The sequence below is a fragment of the Streptococcus sp. 45 genome, from assembly GCF_900108865.1.
Classification (GTDB): Bacteria; Bacillota; Bacilli; order Lactobacillales; family Streptococcaceae; genus Streptococcus; species Streptococcus ruminicola.
In genome coordinates this window covers 1-23,847 of sequence record NZ_FNXZ01000006.1, presented here as the reverse complement: position 1 = coordinate 23,847, position 23,847 = coordinate 1, and the positions used below count along the sequence as shown (strand labels likewise).

24 protein-coding genes, 3 tRNA genes and 1 rRNA gene are annotated in these 23,847 nt (G+C 38.3%); 1 reads left to right on the top strand and 27 read right to left on the bottom strand.

Going from position 1 to position 23,847, the window contains the following annotated elements:
* Positions 1-104: 104 nt before the first annotated feature.
* The 10 genes from BMX18_RS08385 to tig all read right to left on the bottom strand — a co-directional run bounded on the left by BMX18_RS08385 (position 105) and on the right by tig (position 9,088).
* Positions 105-1,769 carry a DAK2 domain-containing protein gene (locus tag BMX18_RS08385; protein WP_093816034.1) on the bottom strand — a complete coding sequence of 555 codons (1,665 nt, stop codon included), beginning with the start codon at positions 1,767-1,769 and terminating at the stop codon, positions 105-107.
* Positions 1,769-2,134 carry an Asp23/Gls24 family envelope stress response protein gene (locus tag BMX18_RS08380; RefSeq protein ID WP_003063261.1) on the bottom strand — a complete coding sequence of 122 codons (366 nt, stop codon included), beginning with the start codon at positions 2,132-2,134 and terminating at the stop codon, positions 1,769-1,771. The genes BMX18_RS08385 and BMX18_RS08380 overlap by 1 nt, the downstream gene beginning before the upstream one ends.
* A gap of 115 nt (positions 2,135-2,249) precedes the next feature.
* Complete coding sequence (gene rpmB / locus BMX18_RS08375; protein ID WP_021141651.1) at positions 2,250-2,438, bottom strand: 50S ribosomal protein L28; 189 nt, start codon at positions 2,436-2,438, stop codon at positions 2,250-2,252.
* A 205-nt stretch (positions 2,439-2,643) separates the two neighbouring features.
* A tRNA-Thr gene (locus BMX18_RS08370) sits at positions 2,644-2,716 on the bottom strand.
* A gap of 124 nt (positions 2,717-2,840) precedes the next feature.
* Positions 2,841-3,722: a class II fructose-bisphosphate aldolase gene (locus BMX18_RS08365; RefSeq protein WP_024344752.1), complete on the bottom strand. Its 882-nt coding sequence runs from the start codon at positions 3,720-3,722 to the stop codon at positions 2,841-2,843.
* A gap of 224 nt (positions 3,723-3,946) precedes the next feature.
* Positions 3,947-4,032, bottom strand: a tRNA-Leu gene (locus BMX18_RS08360).
* A 59-nt stretch (positions 4,033-4,091) separates the two neighbouring features.
* Positions 4,092-5,021: an alpha/beta hydrolase gene (locus BMX18_RS08355; RefSeq protein ID WP_093816046.1), complete on the bottom strand. Its 930-nt coding sequence runs from the start codon at positions 5,019-5,021 to the stop codon at positions 4,092-4,094.
* Between the two features lie 127 nt (positions 5,022-5,148).
* A complete protein-coding gene (locus BMX18_RS08350; RefSeq protein WP_039696017.1) occupies positions 5,149-6,759 on the bottom strand; it encodes a CTP synthase in 1,611 nt (536 codons plus the stop codon).
* A gap of 278 nt (positions 6,760-7,037) precedes the next feature.
* A complete protein-coding gene (gene rpoE / locus BMX18_RS08345) occupies positions 7,038-7,610 on the bottom strand; it encodes a DNA-directed RNA polymerase subunit delta (protein WP_039696016.1) in 573 nt (190 codons plus the stop codon).
* A gap of 194 nt (positions 7,611-7,804) precedes the next feature.
* Positions 7,805-9,088, bottom strand: coding sequence for a trigger factor (gene tig, locus BMX18_RS08340; protein ID WP_093816032.1), 1,284 nt, complete (start codon positions 9,086-9,088; stop codon positions 7,805-7,807).
* Between the two features lie 203 nt (positions 9,089-9,291).
* Between tig and BMX18_RS08335 the strand changes: the two genes are divergently transcribed.
* Positions 9,292-10,134: a mechanosensitive ion channel family protein gene (locus BMX18_RS08335; RefSeq protein WP_039696038.1), complete on the top strand. Its 843-nt coding sequence runs from the start codon at positions 9,292-9,294 to the stop codon at positions 10,132-10,134.
* 45 nt (positions 10,135-10,179) lie between these two features.
* On the opposite strand, the gene BMX18_RS08330 is transcribed toward BMX18_RS08335, so the two are convergent.
* From BMX18_RS08330 to rrf, 17 genes are all read right to left on the bottom strand, one after another.
* A complete protein-coding gene (locus BMX18_RS08330) occupies positions 10,180-10,743 on the bottom strand; it encodes a TIGR01440 family protein (RefSeq protein WP_074565210.1) in 564 nt (187 codons plus the stop codon).
* 24 nt (positions 10,744-10,767) lie between these two features.
* Positions 10,768-11,238, bottom strand: a complete 471-nt coding sequence (locus tag BMX18_RS08325; RefSeq protein ID WP_093816030.1) for an ECF transporter S component — start codon at positions 11,236-11,238, stop codon at positions 10,768-10,770.
* Complete coding sequence (locus BMX18_RS08320) at positions 11,225-11,992, bottom strand: bifunctional hydroxymethylpyrimidine kinase/phosphomethylpyrimidine kinase (RefSeq protein WP_093816028.1); 768 nt, start codon at positions 11,990-11,992, stop codon at positions 11,225-11,227. The genes BMX18_RS08325 and BMX18_RS08320 overlap by 14 nt, the downstream gene beginning before the upstream one ends.
* A complete protein-coding gene (truA, locus tag BMX18_RS08315) occupies positions 11,982-12,731 on the bottom strand; it encodes a tRNA pseudouridine(38-40) synthase TruA (RefSeq protein WP_074561376.1) in 750 nt (249 codons plus the stop codon). The genes BMX18_RS08320 and truA overlap by 11 nt, the downstream gene beginning before the upstream one ends.
* 117 nt (positions 12,732-12,848) lie before the next feature.
* Entirely contained in the window at positions 12,849-13,619 is a 771-nt protein-coding gene (locus BMX18_RS08310; RefSeq protein WP_074561377.1) for an alpha/beta fold hydrolase, read from the bottom strand.
* A gap of 66 nt (positions 13,620-13,685) precedes the next feature.
* Complete coding sequence (dnaJ, locus tag BMX18_RS08305) at positions 13,686-14,825, bottom strand: molecular chaperone DnaJ (RefSeq protein ID WP_074561378.1); 1,140 nt, start codon at positions 14,823-14,825, stop codon at positions 13,686-13,688.
* Positions 14,826-15,140: 315 nt separating this feature from the next.
* Entirely contained in the window at positions 15,141-16,973 is a 1,833-nt protein-coding gene (gene dnaK / locus BMX18_RS08300; protein WP_074561379.1) for a molecular chaperone DnaK, read from the bottom strand.
* Between the two features lie 84 nt (positions 16,974-17,057).
* A complete protein-coding gene (gene grpE / locus BMX18_RS08295; RefSeq protein WP_039696008.1) occupies positions 17,058-17,597 on the bottom strand; it encodes a nucleotide exchange factor GrpE in 540 nt (179 codons plus the stop codon).
* Between the two features lie 45 nt (positions 17,598-17,642).
* On the bottom strand, positions 17,643-18,677 hold the full coding sequence (hrcA, locus tag BMX18_RS08290) for a heat-inducible transcriptional repressor HrcA (RefSeq protein ID WP_039696007.1): 1,035 nt from the start codon (positions 18,675-18,677) through the stop codon (positions 17,643-17,645).
* 134 nt (positions 18,678-18,811) lie between these two features.
* Entirely contained in the window at positions 18,812-19,402 is a 591-nt protein-coding gene (locus tag BMX18_RS08285) for a glycoside hydrolase family 73 protein (RefSeq protein WP_093816026.1), read from the bottom strand.
* The gene (locus BMX18_RS08280) at positions 19,399-20,175 is read right to left on the bottom strand and encodes a M15 family metallopeptidase (RefSeq protein ID WP_093816024.1); all 777 of its coding nucleotides are present in this window, start codon (positions 20,173-20,175) and stop codon (positions 19,399-19,401) included. Before BMX18_RS08280 ends, BMX18_RS08285 begins: the two co-directional genes overlap by 4 nt.
* The gene (locus BMX18_RS08275) at positions 20,159-20,863 is read right to left on the bottom strand and encodes a histidine phosphatase family protein (protein ID WP_074561382.1); all 705 of its coding nucleotides are present in this window, start codon (positions 20,861-20,863) and stop codon (positions 20,159-20,161) included. The genes BMX18_RS08280 and BMX18_RS08275 overlap by 17 nt, the downstream gene beginning before the upstream one ends.
* A gap of 229 nt (positions 20,864-21,092) precedes the next feature.
* Positions 21,093-22,430 (bottom strand): PFL family protein, encoded by a 1,338-nt coding sequence (locus BMX18_RS08270; protein WP_093816022.1) that lies wholly within the window; start codon positions 22,428-22,430, stop codon positions 21,093-21,095.
* Between the two features lie 11 nt (positions 22,431-22,441).
* Positions 22,442-22,708, bottom strand: a complete 267-nt coding sequence (locus tag BMX18_RS08265; RefSeq protein WP_021141631.1) for an ACT domain-containing protein — start codon at positions 22,706-22,708, stop codon at positions 22,442-22,444.
* Between the two features lie 193 nt (positions 22,709-22,901).
* Complete coding sequence (locus tag BMX18_RS08260; protein ID WP_093815957.1) at positions 22,902-23,378, bottom strand: sigma-70 RNA polymerase sigma factor region 4 domain-containing protein; 477 nt, start codon at positions 23,376-23,378, stop codon at positions 22,902-22,904.
* Positions 23,379-23,520: 142 nt separating this feature from the next.
* Positions 23,521-23,594: transfer RNA gene (locus BMX18_RS08255), tRNA-Asn, on the bottom strand.
* 5 nt (positions 23,595-23,599) lie between these two features.
* Positions 23,600-23,715: ribosomal RNA gene (gene rrf / locus BMX18_RS08250) — 5S ribosomal RNA — on the bottom strand.
* Positions 23,716-23,847 lie beyond the last annotated feature (132 nt).

Below are 23,847 nucleotides of genomic sequence, written 5' to 3'. Positions count from 1 at the left end.
TTCTATTAGATATTGAATTGACGCCTTTTATTGAGAAAAAATTTTTTACACAAAAAAAGAAAGCACCGAAATGCTTTCTTTTATCTTTTATATTAAATAAGAAATTATTCAACACTCATCAAGTATGGATAAACTGGTTGTTTACCTTCGTGAATTTCAACTTCAACATCTTCGTAAGTTGATTCAAGGTAATCAGCCATTTCTTCAGCCATTTCTTGACTTCCATCTTCACCAACGTAGATAGTGATAATTTCGCTATCTTCGTCAATCATTTTAGCGAATGTTTCTTTCAAAGTAGTTGTCATGTCTGGGTTTGAAACCACGATTTTACCATCAACCATACCTAGGTTGTCATCTTGGTGGATTTCAAGACCATCAATTGAAGTATCACGAACAGCAAGTGTTACGCTACCACTAACAACATCTGAAAGGCTTGCAGTCATAGCTTCAACGTTTTCTTCCAATGATTGAGTTGGATTGAAGGCTAACAAACTTGTAAATCCTTGAGGTACAGTACGTGTTTCAACAACTGCAGCTGGGACTTCAGACACTTCTGCTGCTGATTGGGCAGCCATAAAGATGTTTTTGTTGTTTGGCAAGATGATAACATTTTTAGCGTTAACAGCATCGATAGCTTTCAAGATATCTTCTGTAGATGGGTTCATTGTTTGACCACCTGAGATAACGTAGTCAACACCTTGTGATTTGAAGATGTCAGCTAATCCATCACCAGCACATACTGCAACGATTGCAAAATCTTTTGCTTCTTGGCTAGCAGCTGCTGCTTGATCTTTTTCAAGAACAGCATCGTGTTGGTTACGCATGTTATCAACTTTAACTTTTTTAAGAGCACCGTATTTAAGACCTTCTTGAAGGACTAACCCTGGGTCTTCTGTGTGGACGTGAACTTTAGCAATTTCATCATCGTTAACAAGGATAAGTGAATCACCTAAACCACTCAAGAAACCTTGGAACTCATCGTAGTTAAATTCTTTAACGTAAGTAGGACCTTGTTTTAGAGCAACCATGATTTCAGTACAGTAACCGTACTTGATATCTTCAGTTGCAACGTGTTCAGCTACAGATTTGTGGTGTTCAGCGTTAATCATTTCTGTCATAACAGCTGGAGTTGCTTTGAAATCTTCAGAAGCGATGTATTCACCAGTCAAAGCAGCAAGGAAACCTTCATAGATGAAGACCAAACCTTGACCACCTGAATCGACAACACCAACTTCTTTCAAAACAGGAAGCATTTCTGGTGTTTTAGCCAAAGCGCCTTTTGCACCATCAAGTGCAGCACGCATAACTTCAACAGCATCATCAGTTTCTTCAGCTTTTTTAAGCGCAGCAGTTGCAGCACCACGAGAAACAGTCAAAATAGTACCTTCAACAGGTTTCATAACAGCTTTGTAAGCAACTTCAACACCTGATTGGAAGGCATGTGCAAGGTCTTTACCAGTCAATTCTTCTTTATCTTTAATTGCTTGACCGAATCCACGGAATAATTGAGATGTAATAACCCCTGAGTTACCACGTGCACCCATCAAAAGACCTTTTGAAAGGATTTGTCCAACTTCTCCAACAGTAGATGCAGGTTTGTCTGCAACTTCTTTGGCACCATTTTCAATTGTCATTCCCATGTTTGTTCCTGTATCACCATCTGGTACAGGGAAAACATTAAGAGAGTTTACATATTCTGCTTGATTTCCAAGACGGGTGCTAGCAGCTTGAACCATTTCTTGGAATAAACTTGTTGTAATATTTGACACTAATCTTCTCCTACAACTTTAATATTTTGTACGTAAACATTCACCATGTCTGCTGAAAGGCCAAGTTGATTTTCGAGGTTGAACTTGACACGTTCCTGAATGTTCTTAGATACTTCAGAAATTTTCACACCGTATGACATCACAGTGTAAACATCGACTGAAATACCACTTTCTGTTGATTTGACAACAACACCTTTTGCGTAGTTTTCTTTACGCAGAAGCGCTTGAAAATTATCCTTAAGAGCACTTTTACTTGCCATACCAACAACACCAAAAATTTCTGTTGCTGAACCACCAACAACAGTTGCAATTACGTCGTCAGATAACTCAATTTGGCCATCTTTTGTATTAATTTTCACAGTCATATTTACTACCTCAAAAGTTTTTATCAGTTTATTTTACCATATATTAGCCGTATTGTAAAAAATTATGGAAAATTAACGGCTACAAAACAAAGAAAAAAGCCTTTCGGCTTTTATTTTATACGCGTTCAACTTTACCAGATTTAAGCGCACGAGCTGATGCCCAAACTTTTTTAGGTTTTCCATCTACAAGAATAGTAACTTTTTGAAGATTTGGTTTAACTGCACGTTTAGTTTTGTTCATTGAGTGTGAACGGTTGTTTCCTGATACAGTCTTACGACCTGTGAAATAACAAACTTTAGCCATTTTATCTGCGTCCTCCTACTTAGATTATAGGTGTTTTACACCACATACCATAAAATGATAACATATTGGGCCTATTTTAGCAAGCTTTTTAACCAATAATCATTAAAAAACTTTTAGAAAATACCCTTCTATTTTCTGAAACTGTTTAAACTCTCAAAAATATCACAACATAAAAAGCCCCAAAATTAGGGCTTTTTACCTCTTCTGCCGATTGCAGGAATTGAACCTACGACCTACGCGTTACGAGTGCGTTGCTCTACCGACTGAGCTAAATCGGCTAACAGGTTCATTATAGCACTCACTAAATAATTGTCAACAAAAGAGCTAAGTTTACTCAAAAAACTTTTAAAAGCATAAAAAAACTTCCCAAAAGGGAAGTTTTTTTAACGAAACGAAGTCTGATTAAGCTTTGTTAGCTGAACCAAATACGTCGATACGTTCTTCAACAGCTTCAGTAATAGCTTCGAAACCTGGTTTCAAGAATTTACGTGGGTCGAAGAGTTTTTTCTTATCGTATTCTTCTTCGTTTGCTTCGTATTCAGCAACAAATTTACGAGTAGCTTTAGCGAATGCGATTTGGCATTCAGTGTTAACGTTAACTTTAGCTACACCAAGTTTGATAGCTGCTTTGATTTGATCATCAGGGATACCTGAACCACCGTGCAATACGATTGGGAATCCTGGAACAGCAGCAGTCAATTTTTCAAGGTGGTCAAGGTGAAGACCTTGCCAGTTAGCTGGGTAAGGACCGTGGATGTTACCGATACCTGCTGCAAGGAAGTCGATTCCTGTAGCAACCATAGCTTTAGCATCTTCGATTGGTGCCAATTCACCGCCACCAACGATACCGTCTTCTTCACCACCGATAGTACCAACTTCAGCTTCAACTGAAACGCCTTTAGCGTGAGCTTTAGCTACAACTTCTTTAGCTTTTTCAAGGTTTTCTTCAAGTGGAAGGTGTGAACCGTCGAACATAACTGAAGTGTAACCAACTTCGATACATTCCAATGCATCTTCAAAGTGACCGTGGTCAAGGTGAATAGCAACTGGTACAGTGATACCCATTGATTCTACAAGGTTTTCGATAAGTGTTTTACAAAGTTTGTAACCACCCATGTATTTTGCAGCACCCATAGAAGTTTGGATAAGAATTGGAGCTTTTTTAGCTTCTGCTGCACGCAAGATTGCTTGAGTCCATTCAAGGTTGTTTGTGTTAAATCCACCAACCGCATATCCGTTTTCACGGGCAGCTTTGATAAATTTTTCCGCTGAAACGATTGCCATTATATAGGCCTCCTATTTATTTTTTGGGATATACCCTTTTTATATGTACATTCTATCACAAAATAAATAAGATTGCTAGCGTTACTTACAATTTGATTAATTTTCTGTGAAAAAAGCAGTGTAAAAAAGAAAGTCTTTTCAAACTTTCTCACTGCTTTCATTTCTGTTTTCACTCAATGACTTCTGAGCATAAAAAAAGACAAGCACTCTCTGGCTTGTCACTCTGCGGAAAGAGGGACTTGAACCCTCACGATCTAAAGCGATCACAGGATCCTTAGTCCTGCGCGTCTGCCAATTCCGCCATTTCCGCTGTTCCTTAACAACATAAATAATTATATCAGCCATTCACATTTCTGTCAACACTATTTTTCAATTTTTTTGCAAAAAAGCTGAAATTTTTTCAATGTATGTTTTAGGATCACTTTCAAAAGATTTGGCATGCGCTGCACCCTTAGCTATATAAAGGTCTTTCTCACTATTGGTTGCACGATAATTTTTATAAACCATACTTGTTGGAACGAACTTATCTTCGCTACCATGGATAAAAAGAATTGGGCGCGTATTGTTTTTTAATTGTTTCACACAGCTGGCTTGTCCATAAGAGAAACCTGCTCGAACTTTTGATACCGCAGACACTTCATAAAGAATCGGGAAAGCTGGTAAGTTATACATAGCTTTGGCTTGATATTTTAATTCATCCCAAACGCTGCTATAACCACAATCTTCAATAATATTAACCACTTGTTTTGGTAGTGTCTCTTCACCTGAAGCCATCATGACGGTAGCTCCACCCATCGAAACACCAAACAATGTAATTTGACAATCTGAATTTTCTTCTGCCAATAGTTGAGCCCATTTTACGATATTTAGGCGATCATTCCAACCATAACCAATGATCTGTCCCTGACTATCACCATGAGACATGTTATCTGGCATCAGGACATTATAACCAAGTTCATGGAACATCCAAGCATAAGGTTTCATGTCTTCTTTTTCACTTGTAAAACCGTGAACAACGATAGCTGTTTTATTTGTTTCAGTCGCTGCAGGAACATACCAAGCGTCCTGTTTGAGACCTTGATTAGTCATCCAACGTGTTTCTTTGCTTAACTGATCAAAACTTTGTTCATAGGCATATAAACTACTATCTTTGGGACGTGGTTTATTGTTAATAAACGATTTATCTTCACGAACCTGAGCAACATGGAAAAAATAAAAACTTGCCCCAACACTTGCTATAAATACTAGAGCAATCATCCATAACAAAATACTACGTTTCCTTATTCTCATTTTTCTCATGCTCACTATTATACTATTTTTTATCAAAATGTGAAGACTTCCTATGTAACAATACCATTACATAAAAAAACACCTTCTAAACCTTAGAAAGGTTTAAAAAGGTGTTTATTATCACGTATTTCTACTATTATTTACTGTTTTTGTTTTCAATTGCCGCAGTCACAAATGCTGTGTAAAGCTCTTCTGGACGGTTTGGACGGCTTTGAAGTTCTGGGTGATATTGAGCAGCCACGAAGAATTTTTTCTCTGGCAATTCAACAACTTCCATCAAGCGGTTATCTGGTGACACACCTGAGAAGACGAAACCAGCAGCTTCAAATTGTTCACGGAATTTAGTATTAAATTCGTAGCGGTGGCGGTGACGACGTTGAACAACTTCTTGGTTGTTGTAAGCTTGCGCTGCACGTGAACCTGGTTTCAATTTACATGGGTAAAGTCCAAGACGAAGTGTTCCACCCATGTCTTCGATGTCGATTTGGTCACGCATGATGTCGATGATTGGGTATTTAGTGTCTGGATCAAGCTCAGCAGAGTTTGCACCTTCCATGTTCAAGACGTGGCGAGCAAATTCCACACATGTCAATTGCATACCAAGACAGATACCTAGCATTGGCACATCTTTTTCACGCGCATAACGGATAGCTTCGATTTTACCTTCTGTACCACGTTGACCGAATCCACCAGGAACGATGATACCATCAGCATCACCAAGCATTTCTTCAACGTTATCAGCAGTCAAGTCGTTAGCGTTAACCCATTTAAGGTCAATTGCTGCATCGTTAACGTAACCTGAGTGTTTAAGTGCTTCAACAACTGAAAGGTATGCATCTGGCAATTCAACATATTTACCAACAAGAGCAATTTTAGTTGATTTTTTAAGGTTCATGATCTTATCAACCATTGCTGACCATTCTGACATATCAGCTTTTGGTACATCAAGTTTCAAGTGATCACAAACGATTTGGTCCATGTTTTGAGCTTGCATGTTAAGTGGAATTTGGTAAATGTGATCCACATCAAGTGACTCAATAACAGCTTCTGGAGCAACGTCACAGAATTGTGCCAATTTATTTTTGATGCCTTGACCAGCTGGTTTTTCAGTACGGATAACCAACATGTTTGGTTGAATACCAAGTCCACGCAATTCTTTAACTGAGTGTTGTGTTGGTTTAGTTTTCATTTCACCAGCAGCTTTAAGGTATGGAAGAAGAGTTGTGTGGATGTACATAACGTTATCCGCACCAACATCAGCTTTCATTTGACGAAGAGCTTCAAGGAATGGAAGACTTTCGATATCACCAACTGTACCACCAACTTCAGTGATGATAACATCAGAGTCAGTTGTTGTAGCAGCGCGTTTGATTTTTTCTTTCAAAGCGTCAGTGATGTGTGGAATAACTTGGACAGTTGCACCAAGGTATTCACCTTTACGTTCTTTACGAAGAACTTCGCTGTAGATTTTACCAGTTGTAACGTTTGAATATTTGTTAAGGTTGATATCGATGAAACGTTCGTAGTGACCAAGGTCAAGGTCAGTTTCCGCACCATCGTCTGTTACATAAACTTCACCGTGTTGATAAGGACTCATTGTACCTGGGTCAATATTGATGTATGGGTCAAATTTTTGGATAGTCACTTTAAGACCACGATTTTTCAAAAGACGACCAAGACTTGCAGCAACGATTCCCTTACCGATAGAAGAAACAACACCACCAGTAACAAAAATATACTTAGTCATTAAATAAAACTCCTTTAAAATAAAAATGATAGCAAACGATAAGTGCTTGAAAATTGAAAACGAAAGAATATCAAATAATTAGCAAATTTATTCGATAAATGAAAAAAAGCAAATGGCCATTTACTTTTAGGAAAACAAAAATAGCTCCCTAAAAAGTTAGGGAGCTTTTCTCCGACCTCTAAAAAAGAGGTGCCCGAATAATACTATAAACTATCCTGAGACTTTTGTCAAATGATATGAATCAGTTTTTTTAAATTAAATTTAGACGTTTAAAATAATTATTCTTCGTCTAAATCGTCATCTTCATCATCTTCTTCGTTGATATCAACTTCTTCATCCAAATCATCATCTGGAATGATTTCGTTGATTTCTGAATCGTATGATTCAACTTCAGATTTTTCGTCATCTGGATTTTCGTCATCGTATTCCATATCAGAAGATTTTGCAGAGTAATCGTCATCTTCTGGATCATCATCTGAATAATCGATGGCATCTTCGTCACCATCCATAAAGGCATTTACACGTTTGCGTTTACGTTTTGGTGCTCCATTTTCATCTTCTTCAAGTGTAATGATTTCTTCGTCGATTTCGTCGATAGCATACCATGAACGAAGTCCCCATTTGTTGTCGCCAAGTGGAATAAAGCTTCCATCAACGTTCAATGCAGAATAAAAATATGGTAAAGCTTCACGAATTTCTGCGTCTGATTTTTCGAGGTAGTTTTGGATCTCATTTACAAGATCGCTGAAATACATTTCATGATCACGTCCACGTTCTTCCAGAATAGCACGTGCAACTTCAATCATTGAAAGTTCGCTTTTTTCTTGTCCAGCAAATACTTCTAATTCCAAGGTAATTCTCCTTATTAATCTTAGGATGTGAGCAAACAGCCACAAAAACCCTATTATCTTAATTTTCGTTACTCTCTATTTTACGCTAATTTTGTCAATTCGTCAAAAGATTTATCAGAATTTCTGATAAAGAGTACAAAAAGCCAAGCAATCTATCGATTACCTGACTTTATAACTATTTATCTAAAGATAAATTATTTTACTTTTGCAGTGCTTGTTACCACTTCAACAGCTTTCTTCATAGCGATGTCGTGTTTAAGCATGTCTGCTGAAAGAAGGTTACGAACTTGTTCAACTTCCATGTTGTATTCTGAAGCAAGGTCGTTGATTTCTTTTTCGATTTCTTCGTCAGAAGCTTCGAATCCTTCTGCTTTAGCGATAGCTTCGATAACAAGGTTAGTTTTAACACGTTTGTCAGCGTCAGCTTCGTATTGTTTGTGAAGGTCTTCTTCAGTTGTACCAGTCAATTGGAAGTACATTTCTGGAGAGATACCTTGACGTTGCATGTTACCCATGAATTCGTTCATAGCGCGGTGAACTTCGTCGTGAACCATTTCTTCTGGCAATTCAACGATTTCAGCGTTTGCAACAGCCAATTCAAGTGCAGCACCTTCAACAGCATCGTCAAATGCGATTTCTTTAGCTGATTCAAGTTCTTTACGGTATTTAGCTTTCAATTCGTCAAGAGTTTCAACTTCTTCGTCGATGTCTTTAGCAAGTTCGTCATCAAGAGCTGGAACTTCTTTAGTTTTAACTTCGTGTACAGTTGTAACGAATTTAGCATCTTTACCAGCAAGATCTTCAGCTTGGTATTGTTCTGGGAATGTTACGTTAACTTCTACAGTTTCACCAGCTTTAGCACCAACTAATTGGTCTTCGAAACCAGGGATGAATTGACCTGAACCAAGTTCAAGTGAGAAGTTTTCACCTTTACCACCGTCAAATTCAACACCGTCAACTGAACCTACAAAGTCGATAACAACTGTATCACCAAGTTCTGCTGCACCTTCTTTAACGATAAGTTCAGCAAGGTTGTTGCGTTCGCGTTCAACTTTTTCGTCAACTTCAGCATCAGTTACTTCTTTAGAAGCTTCTACTGATACTTCAAGGTTTTTGTAGTCACCAAGTTTAACTTCTGGTTTTGTAACAACTTCAGCAGTCAAAGTCCATTCTTGACCTTTTTCCATTGATTGGATGTCAATTTTTGGTTGAGCAACAACATCAAGGCTAAGTTCTGCAACTGCTGCTTGGTAAGCTGCTGGAAGAAGTGCGTTCAATGCATCTTCGTAAAGTGCTTCTTCACCAAATTGTTGGTTAAATACGGCACGTGGCATGTGACCTTTACGGAATCCAGGTGCGTTCAAATTTTTCTTAACTTTGTTGAATGCTTGATCAAGAGCTGGTTTGATTTTATCTTGACCGATTGTGAATGTAATCACGCCACGGTTAGTAGCTTTGTTTTCAAATGATACAGACATGAAGTCATTTCTCCTTAAAATTTTATATACAGTTTAGTTTAACATATTTCAGGCTTTTTTGTCAAAGAATAGTGTTATATCAAGGGTTTTAGAGGCTAAGTTTTTTCTTATCATTTCAGCATTTTTGGCTATTATTACTTTGTGTCAACAAATCAAATTAATAAAAACTTGCTTGCAAAGTATTTTTTTAATAAACTATGGGTATGAACATTATTTCAAAATATATCGAACAACTTCAGGTAGAAGAAATTGCTATTGATCTTATCTCAAAAGCAGTGTCTCTTATCCTGCTTCTTGTGCTTTTTCTCATTGCTAAAAGAGTTGTTAATTTCATTTTCACACACGCTGTTGCAAAATCAATTGCACTCTCACGTCAGACAGAAGCCCGTCAAAAAACCATCACGAAACTGCTCCACAATATTATGAATTACACCCTCTACTTTTTCTTTATCTACTGGGTGTTAAGCATTCTGGGTGTTCCTGTTTCAAGTCTTCTTGCAGGTGCTGGGCTTGCTGGGGTTGCCCTTGGTCTTGGTGCACAAGGTTTCTTGACAGATGTCGTCAATGGTTTCTTCATCTTGCTTGAAAATCAATTTGAAGTTGGTGACTCAGTTGTTATCGGAGCTGTTGAAGGAAACATTTCAAGCGTAGGTATCCGCACAACACAAATTCGTGGTTTCGACGGAACCTTGCATTTCATTCCTAACCGTAATATCACTGTTGTTTCAAATAAATCTCGTGGTGATATGCGTGTTCAAATTGACATTCCAATCTACGCTCACACTGACCTTGAAAAAGTAGCCAACATCATCAAAACCGTTAACCAAGAACAATTACCAAGTTTCCCTGAAATCGTTGGTAGTCCGACAATTCTTGGTCCACGTACAAATAGCACTGCTCAACTTGTTTTCCGAATTGATATCTTCGTTCAAAACGGTAAGCAAAGCTACATTTACTCAAACTTCTATCGTCTTTACCAAGAAGCCCTCTTGGAAAACGATATTCATTTGCCAACAATGTATGCTAATCCGACACTTTCTAAATAAGCAAAAAAAGGTTGAAGTTCAACACTTCAGCCTTTTTATAATTGTTTAAAATTTACGGATTGGGTCTGCTGTGTAAGTCGCACGTGCACCACCGATAAGTTTTGGTCGACTAGCAAGCGCTGTGACGTGAGCGCCTCCAAGTTCACGTTGAACTGGAACAAGAGGAACTTGCACGCGCTTGACATGCATACCGATAAAAGTATCACCGATATCAAGCCCCGCGTGTGCCACAATTTCTTCCACTTCAACCGGGTCGCTCATGAATTTAAAAGCAGCCACTTGACCACTACCACCAGCGTGCAGATTTGGAATAACATTGACGATTTCTAAATCTTTCTTTTCAGCTAATTCACGTTCAACTGTCAAAGCACGATTCAAATGTTCACATCCCTGAACAGCTAGATAAATACCGCGCTCATTAAGTTCATCGAGAATGGTTTTTACAATCACTTCACCAATTTCTGCGCTGCTATTTTTTCCAATCAAGCCACCTGCTACTTCGCTAGATGATAACCCAAGGACAAAAATTTGTCCTTTTTTAATGGCTGAGCGTTCCACAATATCAACAACAATTGCTCGTGTTTCTTTTGCTAATGCTTCTAAATCCATCTTATGCCTCCCTGGTTTACTAATCTATTTTTTGTTAATTCCTTTTTCAAACGATAGAAAAATCAAATAACCTGCAAACATGCCAAAAATATTTTGGAGTAAGTTTCCTGGAATACTAGCCCAAGCAGCACCCCAACCATATCCTAAAAGCAATGCCGCTAAGAAGTACCAAGCAACCATTGAAATACTTGCAAGAACTAATCCCAAAATACGTTTTTTCTCTGTCCAACCAGCAAAAAATCCTTGTGCACCGTGGGCAATCAAACTATGAAACATATACTGTGGATAGCCCAACAAAAGGTCAATCAAAAAGCCTGATAAACCACCCACAACAGCTCCTGACTTAGACCCTAAATAGAAAGCTGTGAAATAAATCCCAACATCAAGAAGGGTTAAATAACCTGTTGGCGTTGGAATGTGTATATAGGCAAGCACAACGCAAAGCGCCGCCAAAACCGCCATTACCGTTAAATCGCGTGTCTTATTTTTCGTCATAATTTTGTTTCACTCCATATTTATCTGAATGACGGATAGCTTGGTAAACAAAGTCTTTTGATACCGCAACAGCTTCCTTAGCTGATTTTCCAAGAACCAATTGACTCGCAATACTTGACGCAAAAGTACACCCTGCACCAATATTATTCGTATCAAGCACAGCTGTTTCAAACACCTCGTAATTCTTACCGTCATAAAAGACATCAATAGCTTGCTCTTTGCTCAATCGATTGCCGCCTTTGATGACCACATTTTTGGCACCTAAGTCAACTAAACGTTTAGCAGCTGCCTTCATATCGTCCAAAGTCTTGATAGTCATTTGGGTCAATAGCTCCGCTTCAACCAAGTTTGGAGTAATAATCGTCACATAAGGGAAAAATTTCAAAAGCTCGTCACGCAGAGCTGAAACTTCCACATCATGTTTTTCTTTACAAACTAAAACCGGATCAAGTACAATCGGAATTTCTTTATGCTCTTTAACAAATTCAAGCGCCTTATCAGCCAGTCTAACATTAGGCAACAAACCTAATTTAATTCCTGAAAAAGGAACATCTTTTAAGCTGTTTAATTGATGATCAAACACCTCGTCATCTGTCGCAAAAACTTCAAAACCTTTGTCTGTCAAAGCTGTTAAACAAGTCACTGCTAAAAAGCCATGCAAATGATTAGTTGTGTAGGTTGCTAAATCAGCATAAAGCCCACCACCACTAAAAATATCATTGCCAGAAATTGCCAAAATGTACTTATTCGTCATAAATAATCTCCTTCAAATAAAGCCCATTACCTGCTGCCGTAGGTCCAGCCAAATCACGATTTTTAGAAGCTAACACCGTCTTAATCTGACTAACTGGCATACGACCATTTCCAATTTTCAATAAAGTCCCCACCATATTGCGGACTTGTTTATAAAGAAAACCATTTCCACTGAAGGTAAAGACAAAGAAGCCTGTTTTTTCGTCAATATCAACCGTTGCTCGTGTAATCGTGCGAACTTTATTTTCAACAGATGTACCTGAAGCTGTAAAACCTGTAAAATCATGAGTTCCTACCAAATCCTGAATAGCCTCTTGCATCAAAGCTAAATCTAGTGGATAAGGATAATGTGTTGCATAATGGCGCATCATAGGATTCTTAGGACGCCCTGCATCAACTAAAAACTCATAAGTTTTACTATGCTTATTGTAACGTGAATGAAATTCATCGCTGACTTGTTCAACTTTCACCACATCAATATCTTCCGGAGATTGTGTGTCCAAACCAAAACGTAATTTCTCCACATCACGCGCCTGCGGCAAATCAAAGTGAACCACTTGCCCATAAGCATGAACCCCAGAATCCGTGCGACCAGCACCGTGTACTTTAACTGGCTGACCACTATTTAGCCTCTGTAAAGTCTTTTCAAGTTCTTCTTGAACCGAACGTTCACTCGGCTGACGCTGAAAACCGGCAAAAAGCCTACCATCATATGAAATTGTTGCTTTATATCTTACCATGTGTGTATTTTATCATCTTCCTAGAGGACTTTCCAGAAAATTTAGAACAGACTGTCCCCGTACAGATTTTAACATAAAAACAGAGATTGGAAAATAGACTCCAACCTCTGCATACTATTAATCTTTCAAAGCAGCCACAATTGCTTGAGCAAGCCCAGAAGGATTCTCCCAAGCCATCGAGTGCCCTGCATCCTCAACAATTCTCAAAGACACACCTGTCTCTGCTAAACTTGTATAGTCATTATCCGGCAATGATTTTCTTCCAAAAATCACTGCTTTAGGTAAATTCAAATCATATAACATCTGGCGCCAAGATGTTTTGCCGCCCTGAACAGCATTGACAGACATTCGATAAACTGCATAAGGTGACCACTGTGCCAAAGTTGCTGCCCACATACTATTACCTGAATTTTTGCTTTCTGCTAATACTTTACAAAATCCGAAATCAATGAATTCTTTTTCTGAAAAGCTTGCAATTTCAAAACTCGAGCTTCCAAAAGCACTCGGATCTAAATTAGGTTCACTTAAAATTAACTTTTCTATTCTGTCTGAGCAAATGCTGGCTAATTCAATAGCAATTGGACCACCCAAGCTATGCCCAAAAACTGTCAGATTTGCTAAATTCAATGTCTCAATAAAATCCTTCAAGTACGTAACATGTGAACTGATACGATAGTCAAATCTTTCTGGCTTATCACTGTACCCTGCTCCCAATAAATCAACAAGCAAACAGCGATGATTTTTTAAGCATTCCTGCGAAACAACTTCACCGTAATCAAAAGAGCCCGCACAACCTAAACCATGAATGAATAAAATCGGACTACCGTCACCTGAAAAATCTTGATAACGCATATAAGCATTTTGAGCCTTAACAAAGTATTCTTTCATAATCTCCCTCCTTATTCAAAAACAGAGATTGGAAAATAGACTCCAACCTCTGTTTTTAATTTTCAATTATTCACCATCAAGGGCATCTTTTACTTTATTAAAGAAACCTTTTTTCTTAGGATTTCCAACTTTATCGCCACCTGCTTGCGCAAATTGTTTAAGTGCTTCAACTTGTGCATCGTTAAGTTTTGTTGGTGTCACAATATTAACTGTAACGTGTTGGTCACCTTGGCCACCGCCACGCAATTTAGGAGCACCTTTACCGCGAAGTCGGAAAGTTTTACCTGTTTGAGTACCAGCTGGGATAGTCATTTCAACATCACCATGAACCGTTGGTACTTCAACAGTATCACCGAGCGCAGCTTGAACAAAACTGATGTTCATTGTGTAGTAAATTGTTGAACCGTTACGTTCAAATTTATTGCTTGGCAAGACATTGATAATAACGAAAAGATCACCATAAGGACCGCCGTTAAAGCCAGCTTCACCTTGTCCTTGCAAGCGAATTTGTTGACCAGTTTCAACACCTGCTGGAATTTTAACAGACACTTTGTGTGTTTTCTTTTCGTGTCCTGTTCCACGACATGTATGACATGGTTCTTTGATTTCTTTACCTGTACCATGACAGACATCACATGTCACTTGGCGACGCATCATACCAAGTGGTGTTTGCGTATCGACATTAATCACACCTGAACCATGACAACGGCTACATGTTACGGGACTAGTTCCTGGTTTAGCACCTGAGCCATGACAAGTTGAACATGTTGATTCTCGGTTGTAAGCTACTTCTTTTTCAACACCAAAGACAGCTTCTTCAAATGTCAAATTAACACGGTATTGAAGGTCATCCCCTTGACGAGGTGCGTTTGGATTACGCATTCCGCCGCCTCCGCCAAAGAAGCTTGAGAAGATATCTTCAAATCCACCGAAACCAGCTCCATCAAACCCGCCAAAACCGCCAGCTCCACCACCGAAGCCACCGTTGGCACCAGCAGGACCATATTGGTCATAAGCCGCACGTTTTTGTTCATCACCTAAAGTTTCATAGGCTTCTTGAACTTCCTTATATTTTTCTTCTGCACCAGGTTCTTTATTAATATCTGGGTGATACTTTTTAGACATTTTGCGGTAAGCTTTTTTAATTTCAGCTTGCGAAGCGTCTTTAGAAACACCCAAACGATCGTAAAATTCTGTATTGTTCATAATTATGATATTAAGCCGTTAGATGTCGTCAAAATAGGAGATTGAATAAAAGATGTTTATATCTCCCTTTTGACACCATCCCTGGCTCGTGTTCATTTCTGAACACTTTTCCTTTCTATTTGATTAGAAGGTTTTTTATAAACAAGCTTATCTGACTCTCGCCACAAAAGGCTTGTTCATTCAAGCGACTTACGGTCGCTATCTACTTATGCTATCTACCCAAAAGCAGAGGCTGGGTTGCAACCTCTGCATTTAGATTTATATTTTCAACATACTGAGTTTCAAACCCAATGTAAATCTGTCTAGAAGACTCAATTATTTTTCAGTGAATTCACCGTCAACAACGTCATCACCATTGTTGTTTGATGAATCAGCTGATTGAGCACCTTCAGTACCTTGTGCTGCTTGTTGAGCTGCAGCTGCTTGTTCGTACATTTTCACTGCAAGTGCTTGAGCTTTTTCGTTAAGAGCTTCAAGTTTAGCTTTCATATCTTCAAGATTGTTAGCTTCTTGAGCAGCTTTCAATTCATCAAGAGCAGCTTGAGCAGCATCGCGTTCTGTATCGAAACCTTTACCTTCAGTTTCTTTGATTGTTTTTTCTGTTGCAAAGATAGCTTGGTCAACTTCGTTACGAAGATCAACTTCTTCTTTACGTTTAGCATCAGCTTCTGCGTTAGCTTCTGCATCTTTCATCATTTTTTCAATTTCTTCATCAGTCAAACCTGAGTTAGATTGGATAACGATGTGTTGTTCTTTTTGAGTACCAAGGTCTTTAGCTTTAACAGATACAATACCGTTTTTATCGATATCAAATGTTACTTCGATTTGAGGGATACCACGAGGTGCAGCTGGGATATCAGTCAATTGGAAACGACCAAGAGTTTTGTTATCAGCAGCCATTGGACGCTCACCTTGAAGAACGTGGATATCTACAGCTGGTTGGTTATCAGCAGCTGTTGAGAAGACTTGTGATTTAGAAGTTGGGATAGTAGTGTTACGGTCGATAAGTTTTGTAAATACACCACCCATAGTTTCGATACCAAGTGACAATGGAGTAACATCAAGAAGTACGACGTCTTTAACATCACCAGTGATAACACCACCTTGGATAGCAGCACCCATAGCAACTACTTCATCAGGGTTAACTGATTTGTTTGGTTCTTTGCCAGTTTCAGCTTTAACAGCTTCTACAACGGCAGGAATACGAGTTGAACCACCGACAAGGATAACTTCGTCGATTTCAGAGATTGAAAGACCGGCATCTGAAAGAGCTTGACGAACTGGAGTTTTAGTACGTTCAACAAGGTCACGAGTCAAATCATCGAATTTAGCACGTGAAAGGCTTGTTTCCAAGTGAAGAGGTCCAGCAGCTCCTGCAGTGATGAATGGAAGTGAGATTTGTGTTTGAGTAACACCTGAAAGATCTTTTTTAGCTTTTTCAGCAGCATCTTTCAAACGTTGAAGAGCCATTTTATCTTGACTAAGGTCAATTCCGTTTTCGTTCTTGAAGTCAGCAACTAACCAATCGATAATTTTTTGGTCGAAGTCGTCACCACCAAGTTTGTTATCACCTGCTGTAGCAAGTACGTCAAAGACACCATCACCAAGTTCAAGAATAGATACGTCGAATGTACCACCACCAAGGTCAAATACCAAGATTTTTTCATCTTTATCAGTTTTATCAAGACCATATGCAAGTGCAGCTGCAGTTGGTTCGTTAACGATACGTTCTACTTCAAGACCAGCGATTTTACCAGCGTCTTTAGTTGCTTGACGTTGAGCATCGTTGAAGTATGCAGGAACTGTGATAACAGCTTTTGTTACTTTTTCACCAAGGTAATCTTCAGCGTAACCTTTAAGGTATTGAAGAATCATTGCTGAGATTTCTTGTGGAGTGTATTCTTTACCATTTGCAGATACTTTTTCAGAAGTACCCATTTTAGATTTGATAGAGATAACTGTATCTGGGTTTGTCACTGCTTGACGTTTTGCAGCATCACCAACGATGATTTCACCATTTTTGAATGAAACAACTGATGGAGTTGTACGGTTACCTTCTGGGTTTGCAATGATTTTTGATTCAGTTCCTTCAAGAACTGCAACAGCTGAGTTTGTTGTACCTAAGTCAATACCAATAATTTTAGACATGTTCTACCCCTCTTTTTTATATGAATTTATCTTTTTTATGCTTTTTGTTATAGTTTAATGACATTGCGGTCAGGTCATTTGCATTTAGTTGTAAACAACAACCATTGCAGGACGCAACAAGCGTTCATGAAGTTTATAACCTTTTTGAAGAACTTGTGCAATGCTATCCACTGGATGTTCATCATCCGCTGGAAGTGTTTGAACTGCCATGTGCAAGTTGTGATCAAAGTTTTCAACAACCACTTCTTCAACACCTTCTTCATTAAGTGCACGAACCAGGCTATCACGTGTCATTTCAAGACCTTTTTTTACATCGTCAGTCAAACCTTCAACAGCAAGAGCTCGTTCCAAGTTATCCAAACTTGGTAAAATAGCTTTTGCTAAATCTTGTGAACGGTATTTTTGCAATTGTTGACGTTCTTCGTTAGCACGACGTTGAATATTTTGCATTTCAGCATGAGCACGAAGGTATTTATTTTCAAAATCTTCAGCACGCTCAAGTGCTTTTTGTAATTCTTCATTTTGAGCATCTTCTTGAGGCTGCTCTTCTACTTTTTCTTCAGTCACAACATCAGTGGCTTCAACTTCTTCTTGAAGTTCTTCGTTTTTAATTTCTTCTGACACTGTGTCCCTCCCTATCTTTTTATCAATTTAATTCAATTACTAAACTTAGTTGACCTCGTAGTGATTACTATTAAGATATCGGTAGTAATCACCAAGTTTCATCGCTAAAACTCGCCCGATAACATTAACCAAGCTAACGCTTCGGCGATAATCCATATCAATGGGACCAATCAAGCTAAGGAGCCCAAATCCACGATAAGGAATCAGAAACTTATGTGTTAAAACAGTCACATTTGCTAAAGCTGGCTCTTGACTATCTGCAACCTGAACATTGGCAATTTCATCTTCTTTCATTGAAGAGCGAAGCGCAACCGCCACTCGTTGGTCATTATCCAAGAAACGGTAAGTTTCCAAATCAGCATAATCAAGCGAATTAACTTTACCAGCTACAAAAACCAATTCTCTGAACAATTCTGCAAAAATATAATCAAACAAATCCAAAACATTATCTGTCACTGTGAAATACTTTTGCAAAACCTGTGGAATTTCTGTTCGTAACTTATAATGGATATCCATCACCGTGCGACCAAGCAAACGTTCATCAACGATTTCTTTCAAAGTCACCAAATCTTTCAACATAAAGTTTTTCGGAATGGCAAACTGAATGGTTGCTGGTTTAGATTCATCCAAAGTTAAAACAGCTAAAGCGTCATGACTTGATAGTTGAACAATATCAAAGGCAGTTAATTTCTGGCGGGCTGGTTCAACATCCAAAATCACTGATGTATAACCAGTCATATCAGCCAAGACTTGACTTGCCTTTTGTAAAATATCATCAAGCTTAAAAGCTTCAAAATCAAAAGCCTTAACCACTTGATAAATATCACGTTCATCGATACTATCAAGACTCAATGAATGCTCAACAAAGTACTTAAATCCAGCAGCACTTGGCATCCGTCCACTAGACGTGTGAGCTTTCTCAAGCAACCCTAGCTTTTCAAGTTTAGCCATGTCATTACGAATGGTAGCACTACTTGAATCGATAGTTGCTTGCAAAGTTTTAGAGCCGATAGGTTCATGCGTCTGTGTAAACAATTCAACGATTAAATTCAGAATTTCACTTTGACGTTGTGTAATCATAACCTCGCCCCTTTCAACTTTTAGCACTCATTTACCTCGACTGCTAATTTATAATTCTATTATACTCCTCTAAAAAGCAGTGTCAAGGAAAAAGCATAAAAAATTAGCACTCTTTTTACTAGAGTGCTAATTTTTTATTTATCATATGTTGTTAAGTCATTTTCTTCAATAATAGCAATCAATTTACTCGCATAATTGGGGTCTGAACTAAAGCCCATATCTTGCAGTGCTTGTGCTGGTTTCTTGTACCCTTTGTTAGAAACCATAACGTCATAAGCACCTTCGCTATTACGAATTTTACCTGATTTCAGCAAATCAAAATAATCGTAAATAGCATCATCCCAAGATTTATAAACAGCAAATTGGCCAATTTCAGTTTGCCACTCATTGACAAAATAACGTTTGTATTTCAAAGTCACAGGTTTATTTCCTGGCTGCGCAAAAACAGCAAAGAGATTATGATATTTTACAGCTAGCAAATTTTGACCATAATCAGATTCTAACGCTGCTTGTGCCATCACCAATGACGGACGCACGCCATAAGCTTCTGCCACTTCTTGAACCGTTGGTGCAATGTCAGCAAAAAATTCCGACTTATTATAGGAAACTTTTTCTGTTTTATTTGCACTAGGTGTTGCTCGGTGAGCATACAGCGGTGAAAAAATACCTAGAACCAAAACAGCCAAAAATACAAGAAATTGAACAAAAGAGAATCGAGATTTCATCGTTTATTCTCCTTCAACAAAGCAATGTATTCTTCAAGGCTAAGATTATTATCAGTCATGTATTTTGCTGATTCTTTACCAACATAACGGAAGTGCCAATCTTCATAATCAACACCTGTTGACTCACTTTTTCCTTTTGGAAAACGAAGAACAAATCCATATTCAGGTGCAATAGCTTTTACTTTTTCCACAACATCAACATCACTTTGATTGAGGTAATTAACAGTACTCATATCCATGGCTAAACCAGTTTGGTGTTCACTAGCCCCAGCCGGTTGTGAATACGTCTTAACCAAATCTTCTGCCGCAGACTGTGTCAAACTTGGGTCAGCAGCCATTTCCTGCGATACATATGAATTAAACAATTCTTCCTGATACGCAACGCTTCGGTAACCAGAAATCAAGTGTTCACTAGCGTCAATAGCTTGCGCTGCAGCCAAGAAATTACGAGCATCATCAGCAATACGTGAATCAACCGTAATATTATCAATCTGCGTCAAATCAGGATTCATTTCTGGCGTGATGTGGTCACGATTTACCAAGACCAATTGCCAATCTTTGGTTGAAACATCAGGTAAATTCGCTACTTTTTTCTTAGCAGCTACTGAAGGGGACTTAGCTGATGAACTTTGACTCACCGAAGTAGAAGCATTTCTTGCATTTCCCTTTAACGTCAATCGATTTCCTTGAACGAAAACAAAAATTCCAACAATAAAAATGATAATAACTAATAACCCTAATATTAAGGTTGGTAAACTACGCTTTTTTCTCATCTTTTCTTTCTTCTAATAATTGTCGACCTTTGAGACGATAACTAACATCTCCAATCGATTCAATAATAAATTTGCCATTCTCAAAACTAACAACTGTTACACTACCATTATCTAGTCCAAGACCTCTTGGTGTCGTAGGGTCAATTAACCACAAAAATGTACCAATAGTCATACCATGACTCACTACAATGGCATTGCCGCCGCCTGATGCTTCAATCTTTTTAGCAATAGCAGTAAAACCTTCTAAAATCCGACTACTTAGCTCTTCCCAAGTTTCAGCCCAACCAGCAGTATCGACTTTGTAAATGCCCTTGGCTAATTCTTCGTAAGACAGCTTTGTCATATCCTTATCAAAAACTCGAGGAAGAACACCGTTGAAGAGCTCACCGTCATATCCTCCATCTAGACTACCAAAGCACCACTCACGAATACGTTTATCACGCGTATAAGGAATGTCCTCTTGCTGACATTCTCGCAATATAATTTCCATTGTTTGCAAAGTCCGCCCACTATCACTTGAAAAAGCTTCCTTAAATGTCAAACCCGCAGCCTTTAAGCCAACACCAAGTTCCTGAATACCACGTTCACCCTCAGCAGTCAACGGAGTATCACTCCAACCCTGTGCACGACCGATTGTGTTAAACATTGTCTTACCATGACGAGCAATATACAACCTTGTTTTTACCATTGGCTTCCTCCTATAAACTAGAAACAAACAGAAATAGTGATAACAAAATAAATAGTAATTTAAGACTTTAATGCCACTTTATTATAACATATTTTTCGCTTTGCTCCTTCGTCCAAAACACAATCTTAATTAGGAAAAAGACAAGTTTTTAAAGAAGGATTTCAAACAAAAATCTAGGGCAAAAATTACTTTCACCCTAGATATTTTATGACTAAAAATGATTAACAGATTAGTTTTTAAAGCTATGGACAGGCGCAGGAATTTGACCTCCACGGTGAATGAAATCAGCAGACGAATTATGGTTAACACGCATCACTGGTGCAGCACCAAGAAGTCCACCAAATTCAATCATATCGCCTTCTTTACCTTTAGGAATGATACGAACAGCTGTTGTTTTTTGATTAATAACACCAATAGCAGCTTCATCAGCAATCATAGCAGCAATTGTTTCGTGCGGAGTATCCTCAGGAATAGCAATCATATCCAAACCAACTGAACAGATAGCTGTCATAGCTTCAAGTTTTTCTAAATTAAGAGAACCATTTTGAACAGCAGCAATCATTCCTTCATCTTCAGAAACTGGAATGAAAGCACCTGATAGACCACCGACTTGGTTACAAGCCATGATTCCACCTTTTTTAACTTGGTCATTCAAAAGCGCAAGTGCAGCAGTTGTACCGTGAGTACCAACTGCTTCAAGTCCCATTTCTTCAAGAACACGAGCGACAGAATCCCCAACAGCTGGTGTAGGAGCAAGTGAAAGGTCAACAATACCAAATTTAACCCCTAAACGTTCACTAGCCATTTGACCAACTAATTGACCGATACGAGTAATTTTGAAGGCTGTTTTCTTAACAGTTTCTGCAACAACATCGAAGCTTTCACCGCGAACTTTTTCAAGAGCACGTTTGACAACACCAGGACCAGAAACACCGACATTAATGACAACATCCGCTTCACCAACACCATGGAAAGCACCAGCCATGAAAGGATTATCCTCAACCGCATTGGCAAACACAACTAATTTCGCAGCGCCTAAATCAGACAATTGAGCAGTTTCTTTAATCACACGTCCCATGTCAGCAACGGCAGTCATATTAATACCTGATTTTGTTGAACCAATATTGACTGATGAACATACTTTTTCTGTCTCAGCAAGTGCACGAGGAATAGAATTAATTAAAATTTCATCACCTTTTTGGTAACCTTTTTGAACCAAAGCAGAAAATCCACCAATGAAATCAATACCAATTTCATGTGCAGCTTTATCCAAAGCATGGGCAAGAGGAAGATAATCTGTCGCATCAGTTGCAGCACCAATAATTGAGATTGGTGTTACAGAAACACGTTTATTTACAATCGGAATACCAAGTTCGGCGGCGATTTCATCACCAACTTTTACGAGTGAACCAGCTTTTTCGACAACTTTTTTGTAAATTTTATCGGCAGCTTTGTTAATATCAGGATCAATACAATCAAGAAGAGAAATTCCCATAGTAATTGTACGAACATCGAAATTTTGCTCTTCAATCATTGCAATCGTTTCAGTAACTTGTCTAATATCCACAATTAGCCTCCTTAAATATTGTACATGGCGTCAAAAATCGCTGCACTTTGAATGTTAATTTTGACGTTCAAAGTTTCTCCATAAGCTTCAAATTCAGAACGTAATTTTGTAAAATCTTGTTTTTCATCAGATGAAACAACAGCCATCATTGTAAAGAAATCATCTAAAACAGTCTGAGAAATATCATCAATATTCAAACCAAATTCAGCAATTTTAGCTGAAACACCTGCTACAATACCTGCTTTATCTTTTCCGACAACAGTAATAATTGCTTTCATGAGAAGCCTCCAAAACTAATATTTGTTCAATTTTACCACAATTTTCTGAAAAGTTCCATTTAATTAGCAAAATAATTCGTTTTTAGCGAATCATTTTTGATTATTTAGGACAAATATTCATGTTTTCAACTAAAAACAAAGCCTTCTTCCGCGCAGAAGAGTAAGCAAAAGGCCAGAATCCTCTGGTCTTTTCTTATGGTCTAAAATCTGAGAAATACGGTTCAATGCTTTTTAAAAAGGCTTTCTTCCCTTCAAAACGTTCCCCACGAATCACTTTTTCCAACTTCAGTCGGTCTTCTCTTCCCAATGTTCTTCGTAAACGTGCTAAGCTATCCTGATAAGCCACGTAATCTGCGACTTCAAAGAAAGATATCTGGGGTACACAGTGACTAATATCACCGATTTCCTCATAAGGCATGCGATTAAATTTCCTTTTAAAGGATTCCTGATGGCGGATAGTATCTTTAACATGGTTAGAAAATTTTGTTTTAAAGTAGCTATAGCGTTTGCCTTCATTAATTAAGAGGTCTGGATGTTCCTCTAAGAGTTGAAAGAAAACAATTCGACCTTCTTGAATCCAATCCTCATAGTCCCAGAGTTTAACAAAATAATGACGGCGTAATTTTAAAATAATTGGTTTAACCGTTTGAAAATAGCGTTCAAAATCCACTGTTACGATCTCCTTTTTCCTTTTTATTGTTAAGGTACCCTTATTATAGAAAGGATTAGGAAAAAGGAACATGACAAAAATGTCCAAATGAATGCACAAAAAAAGCAACTCAATGAGTTGCTCATCGTCTACCGCTTTTAAACTCCGCCAGTAGGACTCGAACCTACGACATCATGATTAACAGTCATGCGCTACTACCAACTGAGCTATGGCGGATAAATGCTAAGCGACTACCATATCTAACAGGGGGCAACCCCCAACTACATCAGGCGTGCTAGGGCTTAACTTCTGTGTTCGGCATGGGAACAGGTGTATCTCCTAGGCTATCGTCACTTAACTATGATTGATTATCCAATCAAAATTGAATACCTATATATTCTAACAAGAAACCGACTCGCTGTCAATATTGACTCGTTTCTTTTTTGGATAAGTCCTCGAGCTATTAGTATTAGTCCGCTACATGTGTCAC

Bases quoted from the DNA above. Each gene is read 5' to 3' on its own strand.
- BMX18_RS08380 (WP_003063261.1), bottom strand. From the start codon at position 2,134: ATGACTGTGAAAATTAATACAAAAGATGGCCAAATTGAGTTATCTGAC.
- rpmB (WP_021141651.1), bottom strand. From the start codon at position 2,438: ATGGCTAAAGTTTGTTATTTCACAGGTCGTAAGACTGTATCAGGAAAC.
- BMX18_RS08365 (WP_024344752.1), bottom strand. From the start codon at position 3,722: ATGGCAATCGTTTCAGCGGAAAAATTTATCAAAGCTGCCCGTGAAAAC.
- BMX18_RS08355 (WP_093816046.1), bottom strand. From the start codon at position 5,021: ATGAGAAAAATGAGAATAAGGAAACGTAGTATTTTGTTATGGATGATT.
- BMX18_RS08350 (WP_039696017.1), bottom strand. From the start codon at position 6,759: ATGACTAAGTATATTTTTGTTACTGGTGGTGTTGTTTCTTCTATCGGT.
- tig (WP_093816032.1), bottom strand. From the start codon at position 9,088: ATGTCTGTATCATTTGAAAACAAAGCTACTAACCGTGGCGTGATTACA.
- BMX18_RS08335 (WP_039696038.1), top strand. From the start codon at position 9,292: ATGAACATTATTTCAAAATATATCGAACAACTTCAGGTAGAAGAAATT.
- BMX18_RS08330 (WP_074565210.1), bottom strand. From the start codon at position 10,743: ATGGATTTAGAAGCATTAGCAAAAGAAACACGAGCAATTGTTGTTGAT.
- BMX18_RS08325 (WP_093816030.1), bottom strand. From the start codon at position 11,238: ATGACGAAAAATAAGACACGCGATTTAACGGTAATGGCGGTTTTGGCG.
- BMX18_RS08320 (WP_093816028.1), bottom strand. From the start codon at position 11,992: ATGACGAATAAGTACATTTTGGCAATTTCTGGCAATGATATTTTTAGT.
- truA (WP_074561376.1), bottom strand. From the start codon at position 12,731: ATGGTAAGATATAAAGCAACAATTTCATATGATGGTAGGCTTTTTGCC.
- BMX18_RS08310 (WP_074561377.1), bottom strand. From the start codon at position 13,619: ATGAAAGAATACTTTGTTAAGGCTCAAAATGCTTATATGCGTTATCAA.
- dnaJ (WP_074561378.1), bottom strand. From the start codon at position 14,825: ATGAACAATACAGAATTTTACGATCGTTTGGGTGTTTCTAAAGACGCT.
- dnaK (WP_074561379.1), bottom strand. From the start codon at position 16,973: ATGTCTAAAATTATTGGTATTGACTTAGGTACAACAAACTCAGCTGTT.
- hrcA (WP_039696007.1), bottom strand. From the start codon at position 18,677: ATGATTACACAACGTCAAAGTGAAATTCTGAATTTAATCGTTGAATTG.
- BMX18_RS08285 (WP_093816026.1), bottom strand. From the start codon at position 19,402: ATGAAATCTCGATTCTCTTTTGTTCAATTTCTTGTATTTTTGGCTGTT.
- BMX18_RS08280 (WP_093816024.1), bottom strand. From the start codon at position 20,175: ATGAGAAAAAAGCGTAGTTTACCAACCTTAATATTAGGGTTATTAGTT.
- BMX18_RS08275 (WP_074561382.1), bottom strand. From the start codon at position 20,863: ATGGTAAAAACAAGGTTGTATATTGCTCGTCATGGTAAGACAATGTTT.
- BMX18_RS08265 (WP_021141631.1), bottom strand. From the start codon at position 22,708: ATGAAAGCAATTATTACTGTTGTCGGAAAAGATAAAGCAGGTATTGTA.